Annotated in this window: 23 protein-coding genes; 7 read left to right on the top strand and 16 right to left on the bottom strand. The window is 50.0% G+C overall.

Annotated features, from left to right (window positions below; all coding sequences use genetic code 11):
- Nucleotides 1–34: 34 nt before the first annotated feature.
- Nucleotides 35–727, bottom strand: a complete 693-nt coding sequence (locus ACYZZ0_RS20030) for an NADPH-dependent F420 reductase (RefSeq protein ID WP_461538441.1) — start codon at nt 725–727, stop codon at nt 35–37.
- Between the two features lie 132 nt (nt 728–859).
- Here ACYZZ0_RS20030 and ACYZZ0_RS20025 point away from each other — a divergent pair, with 132 nt between their 5' ends.
- Nucleotides 860–1,723, top strand: coding sequence for a LysR family transcriptional regulator (locus tag ACYZZ0_RS20025; RefSeq protein ID WP_461538440.1), 864 nt, complete (start codon nt 860–862; stop codon nt 1,721–1,723).
- Between the two features lie 84 nt (nt 1,724–1,807).
- Here the strand turns inward: ACYZZ0_RS20025 and ACYZZ0_RS20020 are convergent, their stop codons facing one another.
- The 10 genes from ACYZZ0_RS20020 to ACYZZ0_RS19975 all read right to left on the bottom strand — a co-directional run bounded on the left by ACYZZ0_RS20020 (nt 1,808) and on the right by ACYZZ0_RS19975 (nt 11,146).
- Entirely contained in the window at nt 1,808–3,889 is a 2,082-nt protein-coding gene (locus ACYZZ0_RS20020; protein WP_461538439.1) for a 3-hydroxyacyl-CoA dehydrogenase NAD-binding domain-containing protein, read from the bottom strand.
- A 32-nt stretch (nt 3,890–3,921) separates the two neighbouring features.
- A complete protein-coding gene (paaX, locus tag ACYZZ0_RS20015; protein ID WP_461538438.1) occupies nt 3,922–4,899 on the bottom strand; it encodes a phenylacetic acid degradation operon negative regulatory protein PaaX in 978 nt (325 codons plus the stop codon).
- Between the two features lie 185 nt (nt 4,900–5,084).
- A complete protein-coding gene (gene paaE / locus ACYZZ0_RS20010) occupies nt 5,085–6,179 on the bottom strand; it encodes a 1,2-phenylacetyl-CoA epoxidase subunit PaaE (RefSeq protein WP_461538437.1) in 1,095 nt (364 codons plus the stop codon).
- Nucleotides 6,180–6,267: 88 nt separating this feature from the next.
- Entirely contained in the window at nt 6,268–6,825 is a 558-nt protein-coding gene (paaD, locus tag ACYZZ0_RS20005) for a 1,2-phenylacetyl-CoA epoxidase subunit PaaD (protein WP_461538436.1), read from the bottom strand.
- Nucleotides 6,826–6,941: 116 nt separating this feature from the next.
- Nucleotides 6,942–7,709 (bottom strand): 1,2-phenylacetyl-CoA epoxidase subunit PaaC, encoded by a 768-nt coding sequence (paaC, locus tag ACYZZ0_RS20000; protein WP_461538435.1) that lies wholly within the window; start codon nt 7,707–7,709, stop codon nt 6,942–6,944.
- Nucleotides 7,710–7,721: 12 nt separating this feature from the next.
- Nucleotides 7,722–8,009 (bottom strand): 1,2-phenylacetyl-CoA epoxidase subunit PaaB, encoded by a 288-nt coding sequence (gene paaB, locus ACYZZ0_RS19995; RefSeq protein WP_461538434.1) that lies wholly within the window; start codon nt 8,007–8,009, stop codon nt 7,722–7,724.
- Nucleotides 8,010–8,049: 40 nt separating this feature from the next.
- Nucleotides 8,050–9,012, bottom strand: a complete 963-nt coding sequence (paaA, locus tag ACYZZ0_RS19990) for a 1,2-phenylacetyl-CoA epoxidase subunit PaaA (protein ID WP_461538433.1) — start codon at nt 9,010–9,012, stop codon at nt 8,050–8,052.
- A gap of 235 nt (nt 9,013–9,247) precedes the next feature.
- A complete protein-coding gene (locus ACYZZ0_RS19985) occupies nt 9,248–9,610 on the bottom strand; it encodes a hypothetical protein (protein WP_461538432.1) in 363 nt (120 codons plus the stop codon).
- A gap of 154 nt (nt 9,611–9,764) precedes the next feature.
- Nucleotides 9,765–10,613: an SDR family NAD(P)-dependent oxidoreductase gene (locus tag ACYZZ0_RS19980; RefSeq protein ID WP_461538431.1), complete on the bottom strand. Its 849-nt coding sequence runs from the start codon at nt 10,611–10,613 to the stop codon at nt 9,765–9,767.
- Nucleotides 10,613–11,146 (bottom strand): cytochrome b, encoded by a 534-nt coding sequence (locus ACYZZ0_RS19975; RefSeq protein WP_461538430.1) that lies wholly within the window; start codon nt 11,144–11,146, stop codon nt 10,613–10,615. Before ACYZZ0_RS19975 ends, ACYZZ0_RS19980 begins: the two co-directional genes overlap by 1 nt.
- Nucleotides 11,147–11,243: 97 nt before the next feature.
- Between ACYZZ0_RS19975 and ACYZZ0_RS19970 the strand changes: the two genes are divergently transcribed.
- The gene (locus ACYZZ0_RS19970) at nt 11,244–11,612 is read left to right on the top strand and encodes a MerR family transcriptional regulator (RefSeq protein ID WP_461538429.1); all 369 of its coding nucleotides are present in this window, start codon (nt 11,244–11,246) and stop codon (nt 11,610–11,612) included.
- Nucleotides 11,613–11,642: 30 nt separating this feature from the next.
- On the opposite strand, the gene ACYZZ0_RS19965 is transcribed toward ACYZZ0_RS19970, so the two are convergent.
- On the bottom strand, nt 11,643–12,539 hold the full coding sequence (locus ACYZZ0_RS19965) for a LysR family transcriptional regulator (RefSeq protein WP_461538428.1): 897 nt from the start codon (nt 12,537–12,539) through the stop codon (nt 11,643–11,645).
- 88 nt (nt 12,540–12,627) lie between these two features.
- Here ACYZZ0_RS19965 and ACYZZ0_RS19960 point away from each other — a divergent pair, with 88 nt between their 5' ends.
- From ACYZZ0_RS19960 to ACYZZ0_RS19945, 4 genes are all read left to right on the top strand, one after another.
- Complete coding sequence (locus tag ACYZZ0_RS19960; protein WP_461538427.1) at nt 12,628–13,368, top strand: AzlC family ABC transporter permease; 741 nt, start codon at nt 12,628–12,630, stop codon at nt 13,366–13,368.
- Nucleotides 13,362–13,679 carry an AzlD domain-containing protein gene (locus ACYZZ0_RS19955; protein WP_461538426.1) on the top strand — a complete coding sequence of 106 codons (318 nt, stop codon included), beginning with the start codon at nt 13,362–13,364 and terminating at the stop codon, nt 13,677–13,679. Before ACYZZ0_RS19960 ends, ACYZZ0_RS19955 begins: the two co-directional genes overlap by 7 nt.
- Nucleotides 13,680–13,703: 24 nt before the next feature.
- Entirely contained in the window at nt 13,704–14,123 is a 420-nt protein-coding gene (locus tag ACYZZ0_RS19950) for a GFA family protein (protein WP_461538425.1), read from the top strand.
- Nucleotides 14,124–14,353: 230 nt separating this feature from the next.
- Complete coding sequence (locus tag ACYZZ0_RS19945; protein ID WP_461538424.1) at nt 14,354–15,511, top strand: helix-turn-helix domain-containing protein; 1,158 nt, start codon at nt 14,354–14,356, stop codon at nt 15,509–15,511.
- Between the two features lie 81 nt (nt 15,512–15,592).
- Here ACYZZ0_RS19945 and pcaF read toward each other — a convergent pair whose 3' ends face one another.
- The 3 genes from pcaF to paaG are packed head-to-tail and all read right to left on the bottom strand — an operon-like array spanning nt 15,593 to nt 18,062.
- Entirely contained in the window at nt 15,593–16,795 is a 1,203-nt protein-coding gene (pcaF, locus tag ACYZZ0_RS19940) for a 3-oxoadipyl-CoA thiolase (protein WP_461538423.1), read from the bottom strand.
- A gap of 14 nt (nt 16,796–16,809) precedes the next feature.
- Entirely contained in the window at nt 16,810–17,268 is a 459-nt protein-coding gene (gene paaI, locus ACYZZ0_RS19935; protein WP_461538422.1) for a hydroxyphenylacetyl-CoA thioesterase PaaI, read from the bottom strand.
- Nucleotides 17,269–17,270: 2 nt separating this feature from the next.
- A complete protein-coding gene (gene paaG / locus ACYZZ0_RS19930) occupies nt 17,271–18,062 on the bottom strand; it encodes a 2-(1,2-epoxy-1,2-dihydrophenyl)acetyl-CoA isomerase PaaG (RefSeq protein ID WP_461538421.1) in 792 nt (263 codons plus the stop codon).
- Nucleotides 18,063–18,196: 134 nt separating this feature from the next.
- Here paaG and ACYZZ0_RS19925 point away from each other — a divergent pair, with 134 nt between their 5' ends.
- Nucleotides 18,197–18,790, top strand: coding sequence for a phenylacetic acid degradation protein PaaY (locus ACYZZ0_RS19925; protein WP_461538420.1), 594 nt, complete (start codon nt 18,197–18,199; stop codon nt 18,788–18,790).
- Between the two features lie 51 nt (nt 18,791–18,841).
- Here ACYZZ0_RS19925 and paaZ read toward each other — a convergent pair whose 3' ends face one another.
- The gene (gene paaZ, locus ACYZZ0_RS19920; protein WP_461538419.1) at nt 18,842–20,890 is read right to left on the bottom strand and encodes a phenylacetic acid degradation bifunctional protein PaaZ; all 2,049 of its coding nucleotides are present in this window, start codon (nt 20,888–20,890) and stop codon (nt 18,842–18,844) included.
- Nucleotides 20,891–21,042: the final 152 nt, after the last annotated feature.

Below are 21,042 nucleotides of genomic sequence, written 5' to 3'. Positions count from 1 at the left end.
GATCAAATAACCGGCACTGGCAAGTCACACCATTTTAATGCGGTTGTTTCAACTCAAAGTTAAAACTGCCGGTGCCAAGCATTTGATACATACGACACCATAATATCAGATGCATTTCCATCGCTCGGGCATAAACAATGCCCCCCAGATCAATAATCTGTTCCTGCCTCCAGCCAAATGAAAGCAGCAGTTCTTTCACTTGCACTTTCGCTTCTTCACTGTCTCCACTCATAAACACATTATGACCACCCTCAATCATACCTGGGTTCACCATCAGAGAGTGTTCAACATGATTAAGTGTTTTGACGATGTATGCTTTGGGAAAGGCCTTCTGGAGCTCTTCTCCCAAAGAGGTGGTATTCACCAGTTTCAGTGCCGGCAGTGGATCCGAGCCGGTAAATTCCAGATAGTTGGATACATCCACAATTACTTTGCCATCAAGCAGCTCTGCCCCAATACTGTCCAGAACCGCCTGACTGGCAGCACCGGCTGTAGCCAGAAACAGAATATCAGCTGCTGCAGCGGCAGAAGCAAAAGACTTGAGAGCAATATCCTGCCTGTTTTCACACCACTGTTTAAATGGCAAATTACCCATCGCATCCACTTCGGTTACAGCCAGAGTAGTGCCAACATTTCGGGTTCCCATCACAACAGTGTGACCGGTTTCCGCCAGCTTTACCGCCAGACTTCTGCCCACCATTCCTGTGCCAAGTACTGCAATATTCATCCAAAAATCCTCATGCCTGCGGCCTTGTTTTTCAAACCAAGACCTGATGCCAGGCACTATATGTGAAGACCCTCCCTGCTAAAATGCACATACTTGCAGACCAAACCTGCGCATATGCACACGACAAGTTATATGCATAACTGGGAAGACATCAGATATTTTATTGAAGTGGCCAGACTGGGCAGCTACTCCGCTGCAGCACACAAGCTCAAGGTCAATCACACCACCGTATCCAGACGAATCAGAAGTCTGGAGCAAAACATTGGGGCAAAGCTGTTTATCAGTACCAGCCAAGGCTTTGCAATGACCAATGCCGCACAGGCTGTGTTTGCCCAAGCCAGCAGTCTGGAACAGGCCCATCAGTGTGTTGCACGAACCCTGACCGAATATAACGACCTATTATCCGGGCAGATCCATCTGACAATGCCTCATGATCTGTTCACCCTGTTTCTGGCAGAGACGCTTGCAGAGTTCAGGCAGTTATACCCTGACGTGGATCTGACCCTGTCTCTGACCAATGACCTGAAGGATATAGCCGCCAAAGAAACTGATATCGCTGTTCGTATATCGCAGCCACCCGATAATCTGATCGGGACCAGGATCGCAACTTTGCAGGGTGGTGTTTATGCCAACCGAAAACTGGATACAGCCAAACCGGTAGGTATCATTTTATGGGAAGGAGAGACGGAAATTCCCCCATGGGCGCTGGATAACTTCGCTTCCTGTTACTGCTCTTTAAAAGTCAACGACCTGGCCTCGATGCACGCTGCCATTAACGCTGGCTTTGGCGTAGCAGCAATGCCCGCTTATCTGCCAGAAAAAATGGCAGGGCAGCTGGTTGAAAATGATGTTGTCAGACTTGATATAAATGTCCCGGAAAATCCCTGGGGGCTCTGGGTACTTACTCATGTAGAAGTGAGGCAGGCCGCCCGCATCCGGGTTTTAAAAGACCACCTGATACGCGCCCTGAATAATGTAAAAAACAGTTTTGGCTGAGAGCGTAAACGACCTGGTTTTTATATGCCGGGCAAGGTCAGACAAGATAATCTCTATCCTGCCCGGCAGCTGTTATTTCATCGACTAAACCAGAGTTCCGTCTGTTTCAGCCAACGTCACCAGTCGTTCTGCAGGCTGCCAATAGCGGTCACCCAGCTGCTCCCGGAACTGTTCAATCCGGGAGACAACATTCTTCAGTCCCAGTTCCTGCGCATAGCACATCGGACCACCGCGGAAGCGCGGGAAACCATAACCGTTGAGCCAGATAGCATCGATATCACCGGCGCGGGCCGCAATACCTTCATTCAGAATCCGGGCACCTTCATTGATCAGGGCAAATACCAGCCGGTCCTGAATTTCCTGCTCGGAAATCTCCCGCTGTTCGACACCCAGTCTCTTCGCTTCTGCAGTAAACACTTCCAGTACACTGGCATCAGCATGTTTCTTGCCGTCTTCATCGTATTGATAGAAACCCGCGGATGTTTTCTGTCCCAGCCGACCACTTTCCACCATCAGATCGGCAGCACGGAAGTAGCAGGGATCATCCGGCAGATCAGGGTTTTCCCGCCGTGCTTTATAGGCAATATCAATCCCGGACATATCATTCACTGCCAGCGGCCCCATCGCCATGCCCCAGGCCTGCATGGCCTTGTCGATCTGCTCCGGTGAAGCACCTTCCAGCAGCAACATATTGGCTTCACGGCCGTAGCAGGCGTACATCCGGTTACCAACAAAACCATAGCAGACACCGACCGCTACACTGATCTTGCGAATCTTGCGGCCCAGCTGCATGGCCGTTACCAGTGTTTCATCACTGGTTTTGTCTGCACGAACGACTTCCAACAATTTCATAATGTTGGCCGGACTGAAGAAGTGCATCCCCAGCACTTTTTCCGGGCGGGATGTTGCAGTCGCAATCTGGTCAATATCGAGATAGGAGGTATTGGTCGCCAGCAGGGCTTCCGGCTTGCAGACCTTGTCCAGGGTGCTAAAAATCTGTTGCTTTACCTGCAGATTTTCGAAAGCAGCTTCCACCACCAGATCAACTCCGGCCAGATCATCATATTCACAGGTACCCTGAATACGATCCATGCAATCTGTCAGCTGCTGTTCGGACATCCGCCCTCTTTTCACATTTTGCTGGTAGCGGGTGTAAATCGAAGCCAGTCCGGTCTGCAGGTTATCTTCGCTCAGCTCCAGTAACCGCACCTGTAGCCCGGCACTGGCAAAGCACATGGCAATCCCTTGCCCCATGGTACCAGCACCAATAATAGCCACTTCGTTGATATCCAGTGGCTGTACAGACTTATCAATACCTTCCAGTTTCGCGACTTGACGCTCGGCAAAGAAAGCATGACGCATGGCACGGGACTGGCTTGATGCACGACAACTCAGGAACATTTCACGTTCTTTGGCCAGTGCTTCATCAAACGGCAGCTTTACTGCATTCTCGACAGAATCAATAGCCAGTTGTGGTGCGGTCTGACCACGGGCTCGTTTGGCTGCTGTCTTGCGATATTGATCAAAGATATCTGCCACAAAGGAATCTGCAGCAATAGAACGCTCAGGCACCGCAACTGCGGCACGCTGTTCACTGACTACAGTTTTGGCAAAATCAATGGCCGCATGAAGCAGGTTGTCATCGACAATCTGGTCGATAGCATCAGTGTCTACCAGCTTCTCGACCTTTTCCTGCTTGCAGGAAGTAATCATCTGCAGTGCTGTTTCAACGCCCACAACCCGGGGCAGCAACTGGGTGCCACCGGAACCCGGAATAAGGCCCAGATTTACTTCCGGCAGCCCGACTTTGGTGCCTTGCAACGCAACCCGGAAATGGCATGACAGCGCTGTTTCAAAGCCTCCGCCCAGAACCGTACCTTGCAGCGCGGCAATTACCGGTTTGCTGCTTTGTTGCAGTCGCTGCAGTACATCCGGTAGATGAGGTTCCAGCGGTGGTTTACCAAACTCGGAGATATCGGCACCGGCAATAAAGGTGCGTCCCTCACAGGCCAGCACGACCGCCGCTATATCGGCATCATTTTCCGCAGCAGTCAGAGCTTCAACAATACCCTGCCGTACACTTTGAGACAGTGCATTGACCGGCGGATTATTGATAGCGATAACGGCAATATTATTGTTCTTTTCCAGTGTGACTGTTGAGGTCATACAAACATCCTGTTACCTGCTGTCAGAGCCGGTTACTTCAAACCACCAAAGCGCTGGTAGAAGTCCCCCCGGGGTTCAGGCAGGTTACCATTGACACATTCGAGATTATTTTTGATATATACGACAGAGCACTCTGCTAGCCGACGATAAAGCCGTTGCAGCAGATCATGGGCTTCATGCCCGACCCAGCCATGGGGCAGCATCGCATCCGGGAAATTGGGATCCCGTAGCAATATCCTTCTGAAGTCATGAATCAGCATGGTTCGCATTACAAAGCAGTCCTGCCCTGTGGGCATTCGCTGAACTGTTTGCTGATTCCACGAGCGATAAAACGCGACGAATTCACTGTATGACCGCTGCAGCTCGCTGAGTTTCCAGCGCTCCATTGCCAGCTCTTTTACCACCTGCGACGAATACACTTCATCGGTGCTGGCAGACATCACAATAACATGATCATTGAGCCCCTGTTCCAGCAGGGTTTCATCCAGTGAACGACGATCCGGCGACGGATGGGCAAATACCCCGTTGGTCAGGGTATTAAAGCCCTGCCACCCCAGGCTTTTGCGAAACTCATCCCGTTTTTCTTCCGGTACCGAAACCGGTAAAACCAGAGTCCAGAACCCGTTCCATTCAACCTGGCGGGGGTGATAAATCCGCCGAGCAGCCTTCTCGTAATGGCTTTTGGCCGTATCGGTAAAGCAGTAATAACTGCAGCGCCCGGCCTTTTTGGTCATCAGCCAGTCACTCTGTACCAGACGATAGACGGCTGTTCTCACCAGCCTTTCACTGAAACCAAAAGGCTTCATGGCCTTGATCAGGCTACCCAGCCAGATCCAGCCACCATGTTGGGAAACCACATCACCAAAAATCGTGACGACCATCGAAGTACAGCTGATACTGCTGTCAGCAATACGCTGCTGTACCTGATGTACCCTGTTTTGAGCAAGGTTCTGGGCGAGGCTTTGAGCAAGGCCCTGATCCAGATTTTGAGCAGTATTCGCTTCAGACACCCTATCTATTCCATCTATCATCGGGAGCGCCATTGTAATCATCCATTGAATAGCGCAGCAAACTACGAGCGTCTGACAAAACAGCCACCAGTGTGGCTACCCATTACCACACTGATGGCTTAAAAGTTCCGGCCGGGTACACCCCGGCCAGATTATGCGGCAGCTTTACAGACTGCCGGACAGCATTACCGCAGGTCAAAATCCAGCTCGACTTCATCGGATACCGGATGCGCCTGACAACACAGGACAAAGCCCGCTTCAATCTCGTGGGGCTCCAGACCATGGCTGATATCCATGTCTACCTGCCCCTTGACCAGCTTGGCCTTACAGGTTGAGCAGACACCTGCCTTACAGGAATAGGGCAACTCCATGCCATTTTCCATACCGGCATCGAGAATATTTTCGCCTACAGTAGCCAGATCAAAGGTAATCGCACGACCATCTGCGCGTACAGTTACAGCACTGGTTTTCTCTTCACCGTATTCGTGCACCCGCTGCTGGGCTTTCTTCAGACGTTGCTGGGAGTCATCCGCAGAGCTGGCAAACAGTTCGTAGTGAATCTGACTGTTATCAAGGCCTTCAATCCGGAAACCGCGGGAGACTTCCGACATCATGGATTCCGGACCACAGATAAAAGCTTCGTCAGTATTCTGGATATCAATCAGCTTCTGCTTCTGCAGCAGGTAGCCCTTCTTGTTATCAATCCGGCCGTTCAGCAAATCAGAACCCTGATCTTCCTTCGACATGATATTGATCCACTTGAAGCGGGTCAGGTACTGGTTCTTGAGGAAGCTCAACTCTTCCTTGAACATCATGGCCTGAGTGCCTTTGTTACCGTAGATCAGGGTCACATCGCTTTTTGATTCGGTTTCCAGCACGGTCTTGATAATCGACAGCATGGGGGTAATACCACTACCCACAGCCAGACACATATAGCTCTTGCTGTTATCTGCATTCAGCTCGGTGTTGAAGCTGCCCTGCGGCGGCATCACATCAACCTGTATACCCTTTTCAAACTTGTCATTGGCGTAGTTGGAAAAAACCCCGCCCTTAACCCGCTTGATCGCTACACGCAGCGCGCCGCCCACTTCGGAGCAGATGGAATAGGAACGACGGACATCTTCACCATCGATCATGGCACGCAGGGTCAGAAACTGGCCTTGCACAAACTGAAATTTGTCCTGAAGGTCTTCAGGCACTTTGAATGTGACACAAATCGCGGTGTCGGTTTCCGGCTGCACGTCAGCGACCGTGAGCGGATAAAAATTGGTATCAGTCATAATTCCAAATAGCCCCAACCTGTATTCTTATTCTCAGCTTCTGGCTGTTTTTCAACACGCTCATGGCTTTCCAATACGCTCATGGCTGTTATATTTTTTTGAAATAGTCGAAAGCTTCGAGGCAGTCCTGACACTGGAATAGTGCCTTACAGGCAGTCGAGCCAAACTCACTTACCCGTGTCGTATTATCTGAACGACAGTAGGGACACTTGACCTGCGATTCCGGTGTTTCATCGTCGACAGCATGTTCCGGCGCATCATCAGGCGCGGCAATACCGAAGGCGCGCAGCTGATCCCGACCCTTGTCGGTCATCCAGTCGGTGGTCCAGGCTGGTGCCAGTCGGGTTTTGACCTGAACGCGGGCCACCCCGTGGCGGTACAGGGCATCCTCGATATCATCCCGCATCTGGTCCATGGCCGGGCAGCCCGAATAGGTCGGAGTAATGGTTACCAGCACCCGGTCTTCACAGGACTCAACATCCTGCAGAACGCCCATATCCCACAGCGACAGGGCTGGAATTTCCGGGTCCATGACCCGATCCAGTACCCGCCATAGCTCCTGGCATTCCGAGTTACGACGCTGTCTCTCCCGCTGATACCGGGCTTCGGTCATCAGTGGAATGGTGACTGTGTTCGACTGATTCATAACATTACCGCCTGCTATCTGCTTCAGGGCTCGCTGCGTGCTTTACTTCTAATTGCACTCTCTAAGGCGAGCCCCTGACTACTTCTCTGGTTGCCTTTATTTCCGGCAGGGTTCTGTTACCACTGACAACCCGGGTAGGCACGATGCACACTCTGCATCATTGCCAGCATTTGTCCCAAGTATTCAGTGTGATAGCCCTCACGGCCACCACGAACGGCCCACTCTTCCTGTGGAAGTTTCAGGGTGGCTTCTTCCAGAATGGCGGTAACGTCTTTCAGCCACTGATCCTTGAGGTCGGCAGCTTTTACCGCAATACCCTGCTCAGCCAGACGCAGCTCCAGTTCGTCCTGCTCAAACAGCTCATGGGTAAAGCCCCAGACATCTTCCAGCGCCTGCTGGATCTTCTGATGGCTTTCTTCAGTACCGTCACCCAGACGCAGGGTCCAGTGGCGGCTGCGGCGCAGGTGATAGCGGGTTTCCTTGATACCTTTCTCGGCAATCGCGGCCAGCGTTTCATCCTTGGAGTGACGCAGCTGTTCAAGGTAATGCTGGTTAAATACATCAACCATCAACTGACGAATAATGGTGTTGGCAAAATTACCACGGGGCAGTTCATTAATCAGGTGATTCTGGTATTCCCGCTCGGTACGCATAAAAGCAAAGTCGTCTTCAGTACGACCCTTGTCTTCCAGTTCAGCGGCATAGGTGTAGAACATTCGGGCCCGGCCAATCAGGTCCAGCGCCACATTGCCCAGGGCAATATCTTCTTCCAGAAACGGACCATAGCTGACCCATTCAGAAACCCGGTGACCCAGTACCACGGCATCGTCACCCAGACGGGTGGCGTAAGTGATGATATCGTTGTTCAAACTTTTATCGCTCATTATCATCACTCCTTACATATTGCCCACTTCTTTGGGCAGCGGGTAGTAAGTGGCATGACGATAAGGCTTGTCGTCAGACGGATCGAAGAAGCAATCGCTGTCATCTTCCTGGGAAGCACAGATATCTCTGGACTTCACTACCCACAGGCTGACACCTTCACTGCGACGGGTATAAACGTCACGGGCGTATTCCAGTGCCTGTTCATGATCTTCAGCGTGCAGGCTGCCGACATGCTTGTGATCCAGACCACGCTTGGAGCGAACAAATACTTCAAACAGTTCCAGGTTTTCCAGAATCATTTTCCAGTCCTCAATCTTTATTATTCTTTTTTCAGGGAAATCAGGCGGCGTCAGCTGCTTTTTTAGCTTTCTGCTTGGCGTTATAAGCCAGCTGTGCATCACGCACCCAGGCGCCTTCTTCGTGGGCCTTGATATGGTGCTGAATACGCTGGCGGTTACAATGACCGTTGCCGTTTATAACCTTGTAGAATTCATCCCAGTTGAGCTCACCACTGTCATAGTGGCCACGCTCTTCATTCCACTTGATGGCCTTGTCAGGGTGTTCAAGCCCCAGGAATTCAATTTGTGGAACGGTCTGGTCGATAAATTTCTGGCGCAGATCGTCGTTGGTTTCCCGCTTGATTTTCCACTTCATGGACTTGGCGGAATGAGCGGATTCCGAATCATGAGGACCGAACATCATCAGTGCCGGCCAGTAGAACCGGTTGAGAGAATCCTGCGCCATCTGCTTCTGTGCCGGTGTGCCCTTGGCCAGTTCAATCATAATTTGATAGCCCTGACGCTGATGGAAACTCTCTTCCTTACAGATTTTGATCATGGCACGGGAATACGGGCCGTAAGATGTCCGCTGCAGTGAAACCTGGTTCACGATCGCCGCACCATCCACCAGCCAGCCGATAGCGCCAACATCACCCCAGGTCTGGGAAGGATAGTTAAAGATGGATGCATACTTGGCCTTACCAGTCTGCAGCGCCTCAATCATTTCAGCTCGGGAGATACCCAGTGATTCTGCGGCACTGTACAGATACAGGCCGTGACCCGCCTCATCCTGCACTTTGGCCAGTAGTACTGCCTTGCGACGCAGTGACGGTGAGCGAGTAATCCAGTTACCTTCCGGCTGTTCACCGATCACTTCGGAGTGAGCATGCTGGGAAATCTGGCGAATCAGGTTCTTGCGATAAGCCTCCGGCATCCAGTCCTTGGGCTCAATTTTCTGTTCATCATCAATACGCTGTTGAAAAGCCGCTTCTTGTTCTTCTTCCGTCAGCTTGTATTCAGCCATGGTTTATTCTCTATTATTTTTGGACCCCGGGCACATGATACACATATCTGGATATTTTGAAATATATGTATCATATAAACACAAAAAGAAAGCCTGCCCTAAAAGACAGGCTTTGTGGCATAGAAGACTATGCATGAAACCGTTTGATTCTGCGGTGACCTTTGGTCTCAAATAAATACTTCAGGCAACACCATTCATGATGTCTTTGATAGCATAATTTGAGCAAGTTACTGACTCACTTAACAACAACTTCGTCAGGGTATACCCAAACTCCACTGACAAGGTCGGTAGTTACAGTGATAGGAATAAAAGGCCAGAAAATGGGAATGAAATTACCATAAAACAGCGGGCTCATTTCCGCTTGAAGTATTTTACGCTTTCCTTCAGTAATCAGGATCAAATCATCCCCTGACTTGTTGGGTCTGATATCAACCGTGTCAGGAGCAGAACCTTCAGCAATCAGAACACCTGCCGTATTAATAAGCTGGTATTCACCTTTACCTGTGATTTCTATGCCGTTTTCCGGCTGCAAAAGAGTCGTACACCCTCCCAGAGATAAAGTGGTAAGGAGAGCAAAAGCAGCGTGTCTGATTTTCATGAATAAGTGAGAGCAGGGACTGATTTGAGGGCGGCAAATACTCTCAAACAGCTGTTCTGTTTGCTATAGGTAATGGTGGGGCTTCGGGCAGGCTCCGTATAAGTGGTTATGCATTATAACTGATTAAATTCAGAGCCCACCCTGTTAAGACCTCTTACATTTTGCAGAGATCCCGTTTGGGGGAAGAACAGTAATCCAGCAATGTCTGGAACTGGTCCTCAGCCTTGCCAAGTACCGGTGGCACTTTCAGCTTCTTTTCCAGTGTATAAAACTGTCCATTTACATCATAAGGCTCTGTTGACTGAATATGCCGAATGATACGCTGACCACACTCCTCTGGCTCAATACTGCCGGCCATTCGACTCAGCCAGCGAATGATAAAGTGTCTGTCAGTCACTGTTCTGGTATTTACAATGCCCGGCTGCATAAACTCGTGGGCAACAGAGGACTTTGTATTCTCACCAAAATATCGCACCAACAGAGCGCTGCCGGTAGCCGCCTGCCACAGGGAACGCATAACACCATAATCCGGCTGTGACAATTTTTGATAGCGAATATCAACCACTCGACTAAGGCCTCCAATATGTATCACCCGTGGAGAATCTCCCCGCTTTAGCAATGGGTCCAGTGCATACGAGAACATGACTCGGGACAGACAGCCGATAACAAAGTTGCTATCAATGCCATCACCTGAGAGCTCGACTTTTGTTGAGAAACGGTTGGCATTCAACACCATCAGATCCAGCGCTTCAAATGCCTGACAGTAATCATCAAGAAAGTCACAACAAGCCGATAGACTGGATAAATCAACCAGGAACAGCCGGTGTTCCAGCCCCGGAGCAATAGCTTCGAGTTGCTCTAATACCTGCTCACCCCGTTCAGAGCTGCGTCCCAGAATATGAACTTCATACCCTGCACGAGCCAGCTCAACTGCAATGCTTCGGCCAATGCCATCTGTTCCGCCAGTAATCAGTGCCCGGCAGCATTTCACAGCTTCATCCATTACTTGCCCAGCCGCATTGTTTCAAACACCTGATCCCGGCGCATATAGCGATGCCATAAAGCGGCACCGATATGCAGTGTCAGTAACCCCCCAAGCAGAGAAATACTGCCGGCATGAAATGCTCTCACCTGCTCAAACAGTGCGGCATCCCCCCTTGCCAGATTAAAGAGCTTCAGCGGCTCAACCGGTAACGGCGAATGCCAGGCTGTTGCCAGGCCGGTTATCAATACAGCTATCAGTGAAATATAAATGCCATACTGCACAACCTGTGCAGTCAGCAGCTGAAGTCGTGGTAATTCAAGTACAGGACGACCCGCTTTGCCTGAAGCTCTCATCACAACCCGCAGCAGCATCAAAACAATAACGACAAGCCCCAGCGATGAATGTCCGGCCAGAGAAAACAGCCGCTCATCTTGCGGCAGCTCTGTATTAAAACGTTGCCCGGCCAGCAGCATGGTTATTACCAGTACTGACATGATCCAGTGCACCCAGCGAAATCCCCGGCTATAACGTACTACAGCATTATCAGACATATTGACTCTATCCGTCGTTCTCCTAATATCTGCTCAGCAGGGTAAACCCTGAACCATACTCCAGAGTCAATAGCCGCAAGAACGGACACAGCCAGAGATGCAGATTGGAGAGCTAAGCAAGAAGTCAGGAATTAGCGTCGACACGCTCCGCTTTTATGAACGCAAGGGTTTACTGAAACCTTCAAGGACAGGCACAACAAACAATTACCGCTATTTCAAACAGCAGGATCTGGCGCGGCTGGAATTGATAACCAAAGCAAAGTCACTCGGATTTACCCTGACAGAGGTTAGCGGCATGCTATCCCGGGTTGAAGGCAACGAGCTTTCTGATGATGAAAAGCATGCGGTTATTGATGAAAAAATTGCCCAGATAGAAGCAAAAATGCAGGAACTGAAAGAGATCCATCAGATGCTGACGACCATTCGTGGCAGCCTTGGCACTCATACCTGTGAGCTGGAACAGTAAGTATTCTTTCTGCTTTGAGTGTTTTTTCTCTTATATTTCCAGCGATTTGATAACCGATCGCAACCAACTGCACGCCGGATCATGATGCTGTCGGGTGTGCCAGTATTGAAAGACCTTGTATCCATCCAGCTCCAGTGGCGGCTGGAACTGTCTCAATTCAAAGCGCTCCATATATTGTGTAGCCACTCTGGACGGCAGCGTTGCCAGATACCCTGTCTGCTCCAGCACTGCAGGAATCACCGATACATGCGGCACCCGCAACGCAACTTTTCTTCTTAGTGACTGTTTGGCCAGCGCCGTATCAACATTCCCTGCCCCCTTGCCTTCCAGCGAAAACAGGATATGTGGCGTTTCACAGTACTTTTTAAGCGTCATTCTGCAGTTTTTACCAAAATGATGCTTTCCTCCCAGCGTCACATAGTGATCCTGAAATAACTGCTGCTGATAAAGACCAGGGCCGTTTAAATCTGTGGAGACAACCAGCTCAGTTCTGCCGGTTCTGAGCTTTTCGTAGGCACTGTCTCGATCAATATGACTTGTAGTAATAGTGATACCCGGCGCTACGTTCTCAAGCTGTCGCATCAGCCCGGGCAATAACAGTGAGCCAATATAATCGCTCACTGTCAGACGAAAATTGTCGCTGGACGAGTGGCAATCAAAACTGCCGGAGGCCGCCAGGCAATCCCTGAGCGCAGCAAGGGAACCGGACACCACCGGAATAATCTTCTCGGCATAGGTTGTTGGCACCATACCATCAGCGGTTCGCACAAACAGAGGATCACCTACTTTTTCCCTGAGTCGTTTCAGGGCATTGCTTACTGCAGGCTGGCTCAGGTTCAGCTGCTCTCCTGCTTTTGTCAGGCTGCCATCGTTATATATCGCCTCAAACACCAGCAGCAGGTTCAGGTCTATCCCTTGCAGATTCATAAATCAAATAATAAAGCATTCATAACATTGATTTTATTTATGATACGGCAGCCGTTATAAATACCCAAAATCTTCTTCAGGCATTTATATGACAACAATAAAAAATGGCCAGAGTACCCGGGACGGGCGCTTGAACTCTTATCTGCAGGGAGCGATGGCAACAATTCCGTTGATTATCGGGGCCATACCTTTCGGTATTATTTTCGGTGCCATTGCCTTTGATCTGGAACTGAGCATTTATACGACATTAGCGATGTCAGTATTTGTTTTTGCCGGCTCAGCACAGTTTGTCGCACTGGGGTTAATTGCTACGGCCAGTCCGGCCTTACTGATTACTGGCACTGTCATTGTCGTTAATTTAAGGCACCTGTTTTATTCAGCAACGCTGGCACCCCATCTGGAAAAATTGCCGCTGCACTGGAAAGCAGTACTGTCATTCAGTCTGACAGATGAAGTTTTTGCGGTGATGAGCCGTCATTACGACAACCAGAGTACAGTTAACAGCCACTGGTACTTTCTTGGTTCCGGCTCGGCCATGTGGATTTTCTGGAATATCTCCACAATAACCGGCTACCTGTCCGGCGCCAGTTTTCCGGTTATGTACGATATGGGGCTGGAAGTCGCGATGCCGATTACATTCGCCTGTATGGTGGTATTGATGTTGAACAATACGGCCACAGTGGCCGCAGTTTTTGTATCAGCAATAACAGCATGGCTTGGCAAAGACCTGCCCTATCAAACCGGATTACTTATCGCCACCATTGCGGGAATCACAACCGGCTACCTGATCAGTAAAATGCCACAGGCCAGGGAGAAGCACACATGTTAATAATGATAGCGGGTATGGCCTTATCTACATTCGTTATACGTTTTTTCTTCATTGCCCTGGCTGGCCGACAACGCCTGCCGGAACCTGTGGCCCAGGCTCTGGCCTTTTCTCCTGCGGTTGTATTAAGCGCTATTGTTGTCACAACCCTTTCCGGTATGGCGAAAGAGGCAACGGATTTTGAATCCGTCATCCCTGCGCTGTTAAGTATTGCAGTGGCAATAGTCATCACTTTCCTGAGAAAGAACCTGCTATTGGCTATCGGGGCGGGAATGGCAGCCTATGGTTTGCTGAATTATCACATGATGGGCTGATATTTATTAAGGAAGCAATAATCCATGAATCATTCTGCATCAGGTCATTGCTCATGCGGCAACACAACATTAAATCTGAGTTTGCCCCTGCCGGTAACAGATTTGACACCCAGAGCCTGCGACTGTGATTTTTGTGTTTCGCATCAGGCTGCTTATCTGTCGCACCCGGAGGGGCAGCTGCAGCTAGCCAGTAAAATGCCTTTTCGTACAAAACAACAAGGCTCGAAACAAGCCCAGTTTTTGTTCTGCTCAAGCTGTAATGATCTGATTGCTGTAATTTGTCAGATCAGAGGGGAATATAAAGGAACTGTTAGTGCACGTTACCTGAGTGAATATTCTTTCATGAAGGAAGCTCTTCCTATCTCACCAAAGGTGCTGTCTCCAAAGGAAAAGTGGACTCGCTGGGAACAGATGTGGATGCCTGTTGCTATAACCAATAGGTAGGTTTTAACGTGGCAAAAGTAGACTCAATGTTGTCCTGTGCTGTAGAGGCGGCGCTTTTCTGAACTGACACAAATAAAAATATTAAGACTTCAAGCAGATAATAAACCGCCATATTCAGCTTAACAAAACACTCTGATAACTTGACACATCCCTCAATTCGCGCTAAAAAACCACCCAGAGAAGCAAAATACTCCCAAGAGAAGCACTAAAGCACTTAAAAGAGAAAAGTTATGAATAATTTAAAAAAGCACCGATTATCAGCAGGTCTGACACAGGCGCAGGTTGCTTCGAAGCTTGGAATTCGCACTAACCGCTACGGCAGTTGGGAGCGAGGAGAAAAGCAACCTCCAGCGTCAATTCTTCCACAGCTAGCTGAGCTTTTTCGTACAAGTACAGACAAACTTTTATCACCTACTACAGCTACGGAATCAGATAGAGATTCAGATGTAGAAAACCTCGATATTAAACGAATGTTTATAGAGTTTGATCCTGATCAGCTACCTTTTGTAAGGTATGAGTTGATTATTAAGCTATCGATATTTGAAAAACCTCTACACTTCACGCCTCCTTTGAACAATCTTAATCTATTTATAAGAAATTACAGCGATAGTGATTACCCATGGTTAATTATTCAAACCGTTAACAACTCAAGTCATATAATAAACAAGCAGCATATTGAATGGTTTGTTGTACATGATGAAGGGCTAGATAACTGGCCTTCACTAGCTCAGAATGGCTTTCATGAAACTCCTCTAATGAAAGAAGGAGTTAGTGCTAGTACTGCAATTATGGCGATGGCTATTAATGCTTCTTTTTGTGAGCTTCTAAATATTGATGAGAATAAGCTCGAATTGAAAAGCATGGTTAATGAAGACAACTTTTCATATAAACTACATAAAGATTTTGAATGGTTGGTTGAGCATAAATCCGAACTTTTTGATAAAAGAAATATTGAGCTTAAAGATACCCGTGAACAGTTGCGCTATGAAGAAGCATTAGCAGATAAAGAGAAAAGCGGCTGGCTCAACTCATTCAATGAATCTTGGGGAATAAGGTCATATTTTTCTAACGGGCAAACACTATTTAAGGGTGGGTGCACAAGTTACGAAGCTGAATGGCATGGTGAGATTTCTGAGTACTTCCTCTATCTTAATCATGGTTTTTTCGATCAGCCACAATCTTATTCAGCCACGGATTCAGATGGGAATGAATACACCTTCAGATCAGACCTTTTTGTCATGATGGAGCTGCCCACAGCATTCCTAGAAATGGCTAACATCCAATCTCATTGGGATGCCATGGAACATAAGCCCAAGCAATTGTCACAAGATGAGGCAGAAAAAGTAATGATCAAGATTATTGAAACAGTTCATAAACGTAACTTATGACACTAAATTTAATACAACGTTTTTTCAGAAATTCGACTGGCCTTGGCGATGCACTATGAGGTGTATCGCCAAAGCAGCTTTTTATACCCGTTCGATAACCAGCGCAATACCCTGCCCAACACCAATACACATACTGCACAGCGCGTATTGTCCACCAGTACGATGCAGCTGATACATGGCCGTGGTCACCAGCCGCGCACCACTGGCACCCAAGGGGTGACCCAGCGCAATAGCACCACCATTGGGGTTAACCCTGGGATCATTATCTTCCAGCCCAAGATCACGCAGTACAGCAAGGCCCTGTGCAGCAAAGGCTTCGTTCAGCTCGATAACATCCATCTGCTGCAGTGACAGGCCGGTTTTTTCCAGTACCTTGCGAATGGCCGGTGCCGGACCAAAGCCCATAATCCGTGGCTCCAGACCTACCGTTGCCATACCGACGACGCGGGCTTTCGGTGTTAACCGGTAGGCTTTTACAGCATCGTCAGATGCTACCAGCAGAGCACAGGCACCGTCGTTTACACCGGAAGCATTACCGGCAGTTACCGAGCCGTTCTCACGGAACGGTGTACCCAGTTTGGCCAGTGCTTCCAGCGAGGTTTCACGGATATGCTCATCACGGGCAAAAACCAGTGGTTCCTGCTTGCGACGGGGAATGGTGACCGGAACGGTTTCTTCGTCAAAGATACCCTCTTCCCGTGCTTTGGCCGCTTTCTGCTGGCTTAGCAGGGCAAAGGCATCCTGGGATTCACGATCGATATTAAACTGTTCGGCAACATTCTCAGCGGTTTCTGGCATAGAGTCGATACCGAACTGCTGCTTCATGATTTTATTCACAAAGCGCCAGCCAATTGTGGTATCAAACATTTCCGCGCTACGGCTGAAGGCATTTTCGGCCTTGCCCATCACAAACGGTGCCCGCGACATGGACTCGACACCACCGGCAATCACCAGATCCTGCTCACCACTGCGAATGGCGCGGGCAGCAGTACCCACTGCATCCATACCAGAACCGCAGAGGCGGTTAATGGTCATGCCCGGTACAGTGTCCGGCAAGCCCGCCAGCAAGCCACTCATCCGCGCTACGTTGCGGTTATCTTCACCGGCCTGGTTGGCACAGCCATAATAAATATCGTCAACAGCGCTCCAGTCTACTTCCGGATTACGCGCCTGCAGTGCCTTGATCGGAATCGCTCCAAGATCATCAGCCCGAACAGTAGACAAGCTGCCACCGTAACGCCCAAACGGGGTACGAATAGCGTCACAGATATAAGCTTCAGACATCTTTTTTATTCCTGTTATTCTGTTCGTTCTCTGGAAATAACCGGCTGCCCCAATCGCGCAGAGTTACCCTGGAACAGGGCCACCTGCTTGCCATCCTGATTCACGACTTCAATATGATACACACCGCTGCGGCGACCCTGATAAGCAACCTTTGCCCTGGCAGTCAGTACATTGCCCCGGTATGCCGGACGAATAAAATCAATTGAGCAGTGTGCAGCGACGGCAACTTCATCCTGAGAGTTACAGGCAAAGGCAAAAGCCGAATCGGCCAGCGAGAAGATCATGCCGCCGTGACAGGTATCATATCCATTGACCATATCGTCACGTACCGGCATAACAACTGTGGATTCCCCTGGCCCGACAGATTCAATCACCATCCCCAGTGACTGTGATACCTGGTCATTGGCGTACATCGTTTCAGCACAGCGCTCTGCCAGCTGCTTTGCTTGCTCCGGGCTTAACGTATCAGCCATGCTTATTCACCTTTAAAAGCGGGTTTACGCTTTTCCATGAAAGCAGCAACACCTTCACGGTAGTCATGGCTCTGACCCAGCATTCTCATCGCTTCTTTTTCCAGCTCCAGCTGCTGATGCAGCGGGTTGGAGAAGGACTCATTCAGCAGCTTTTTAATCATCGCTAGCCCCTTGGTCGGCTGGGTTGCCAGATGCTCGGCCATAGCGATGGTTTCCGGCATCAACTGCTCATTATCAACACAGCGCCAGATCATGCCCCAGCTTTCAGCCTGTTCTGCCGGCAGTTTGTCGCCCAGCAGAGCCAGCGCCTTGGCTCTTGGCAGTCCCAGTGCCCGCGGCAGATTCCAGGTACCACCGGAGTCCGGTACTAGACCGATCTTGCAGAAGGCCTGCACAAAGCTGGCACTACGAGCCGCCAGCACGATATCGCAGGCCAACGCAATACTGGCGCCAGCACCGGCTGCTACGCCGTTAACTGCGGCAATAACCGGCTTGTCGAGGGTCATAATGCTGCGAATCAGCGGGTTATAATTCTTTTCTACAGACTCACCCAGATCCGGCGCTTCATCACTGGCTTTCACCGAACGATCATTCAGATCCTGTCCGGCACAAAAGCCGCGACCGGCACCGGTGATTACCAGGCAGCGGACATCAGTATTGGTGCGCACATCTTTCATCGCTTCACGCACTTCTTCATGCATCTGTGCCGTAAAGCTGTTGAGTGTTTCCGGCCGGTTCAGTGTCAGCAGAGCAACACCTTTGGTCACTTCATAGGTAATGGTTTCAAATGCCATGAGAGGTTCCGTTCTTTAGAATTCTTGTTTTCTGGCCTTTGCCATTTTTTCTGTGTGCTTTATTTTGTGCTAGGGTACGAACCCAATGACTTGTACCCATACATATAACAATTCAAGCAGCGATAAAAATAACCATGCCTGTTTACGCTACCGAAGACCTGATCCCTGTCGTTGATCCAACAGCTTTTGTTCACCCTACCGCCGTCTTGATTGGCGATGTGATCATTGGCCCCGGCTGTTATGTCGGTCCCAATGCTGTTCTGCGCGGTGACTTTGGCCGTATTGTGATGGAAGCCGGAAGCAATCTGCAGGACACTTGCGTGGCTCACAGCTTTCCATCCAAGGACTGCATCATCGAAGTCGACGGACATATAGGACACGGCGCCGTACTGCACGGTTGTCGTATCGGTCGTAACGCTCTGGTCGGCATGAATGCCGTGATTATGGATGATGCCGTTATCGGTGCTGAATCGCTGGTTGCTGCCGCGGCTTTCGTCAAATCCGGGTTTGAGTGTCCACCGCGCAGCCTGCTGGCTGGCAGTCCGGCTCAGGTCAAACGGGAATTGAGTGAAAAAGAGGTGAACTGGAAGTCTGCCGGTACTGCCGAGTATCAGAAGCTGACACAGCGCAGTCTGGAATCACTTCGTGAAATCACACCCCTGACCGAGATCCAGCCTGATCGTCCCCGCTATATCGACAGCAGCCATAAGCCCAAACAGTCTTCATAAACGGATCGTCACAGCATTCCTGCTTTCGGAACGCTGTGACGATCAACCGTTTTAGTCTTCCTGACGCTCAACCAGAGTCATGATGTCGTACAGGGCAACCAGCTCCTGATTCTGGTTCAGGACTTCTACATCCCAAACCACAACACCACTGGCACGATCTTCATCCGGACGCTTGGCCTTCTTGATCTTCTTCTTGACGGTGATCTTGACCTGAATGCTGTCACCAATACCCACCGGCTCGACAAAACGCAGGTTTTCCAGACCGTAGTTAGCCAGAACCGGACCTGGTGCAGGCTCAACAAACATGCCCGCTGCAGCAGAAATCACGAAGTAACCATGTGCTACCCGCTTACCGAACAGGGAGTCCTTGGCCGCAATCTCGTCAAAGTGAGCATAGAAATGGTCACCGGACAGACAACCAAAGTTAACGATATCTGCTTCCGTTACTGTACGACGATGCGTTGTCAGGCTTTCACCGACCTGCAGCTGCTCAAAGTACTTTTTGAACGGATGGATATCGGTTTTTGTGGTTTTGGCTCCAGCCACATACTCTTTGGTAATCGCCATCATGGTAGTCGGCGAGCCCTGAATCGCAGTACGCTGCATATAATGCTTGATCGCCCGGCTGCCACCCAGCTCTTCACCACCACCGGCACGACCCGGGCCACCGTGAACCAGCGGTGCCAGAGGAGAACCGTGACCGGTAGATTCGCCGGCACAGTCGCGGTTCAGTACCAGCATACGACCATGATAAGCCGCCGCGCCCATCACAAGTTCGCGTGCTTCCTGATCATCATAAGTCACGACAGAACCTGCCAGACTACCCTTGCCCATATGCGCCAGCTCTACTGCCTGCTCAATACTGTCGTACGGCATCAGAGTGCTGACCGGGCCAAAGGCTTCAATGCTGTGCGGAGCTTCGGTTTCCATCGGGTTGCCACAGAACAGCAGGGTCGGCGGGTAGAAAGCGCCTTCAACGGCAGAAGCACCTTTTACCTGAACTTCAATATCGTTGCCGCCGTAAACAACTTCACAGTGCTCCTGCAAAGCTGCAACCTTGCGACGAACATCTTCACGCTGGGAACAGCCTACCAGCGGCCCCATGCGAACGCCTTCTTCTGCAGGATCACCCATCACAACCTTGTCGAGACGGGCTTTCAGTGCAGTAGTAACGGCATCAACTTTAGCTGCAGGTACCAAAATACGACGGATAGCAGTACATTTCTGACCGGCCTTGACGGTCATTTCCCGAGCGACTTCCTTGATAAACAGATCAAACTCGGGATCTTCCGGATTGACGGTTTCCCCCAGAATAGAGCAGTTCAGAGAGTCGGCTTCCATATTGAACGGAATGCTGTTGGCAACAATATTGGGGTGATTGCGCAGCATCTGGCCGGTTGATGCAGAACCAGTAAAGGTTACGGCATCCTGTTCGTTCAGTTGATCCAGCAGATCTCCGGTACTGCCACAAATCAGCTGCAGAGAACCTTCCGGTAACAAACCGGATTCAACAATCATCTGCACCATGGCTTCGGTCAGATAAGCGGAAGCTGTCGCAGGTTTCACGACCACCGGCATACCGGCAATCAGACTGGGTGCAATTTTTTCCAGCATACCCCAGCAAGGGAAGTTGAAGGCATTGATATGAACCGAAACACCCAGTTTCGGGGTCAGAATATGCTGACCAACAAAGGTGCCTTCGGCAGACAATCGCTCGGGAGCACCTTCAACAATAAAGGTTTCGTTGGCAAATTCACGACGGGCGATGGATGAATAGCTGAACATGGTGCCGACACCGCCTTCGATATCGACCCAGCTGTCGGCCTTGGTGGCACCGGTTTGGGCAGAAACCTGATACAGCTCTTTTTTGCGAGCCATCAGCACCTTGCCCAGTTCTTTCAGGGCATTGGCGCGGTCGTGTACGGTCATGGCGCGCAGTGCTTTGCCACCAACTTCACGTCCGTACTGTACGACTTTGGCAAAGTCGACCCCTTCACTGCTTACCCAGCTGATAGTTTCGCCGGTGACTGCATGCTTGACTTCTATGCCCTGGTCAGCGCCCTCAAACCACTCACCATAAACATAACTTTTGGTTTTCATACAGTTTCCTTGACTGCTCGCCTGAGCTATTTGCCCGGGGCGTACTCGGAGAGTATCACTCGGTAAAACCACTGATCAGGCTCTTATTATTGATTTTTATTACCGCAATCATGATACACATTTATTGTTTTGCATCAAATTTATGTATTATA

It is taken from the genome of Spongorhabdus nitratireducens, assembly GCA_947387575.1.
Lineage (GTDB): Bacteria > Pseudomonadota > Gammaproteobacteria > Pseudomonadales > Endozoicomonadaceae > CANDOC01.
Note: the sequence above shows the minus strand (reverse complement) of the source record. Positions and strands in the feature narration are given on the sequence as shown.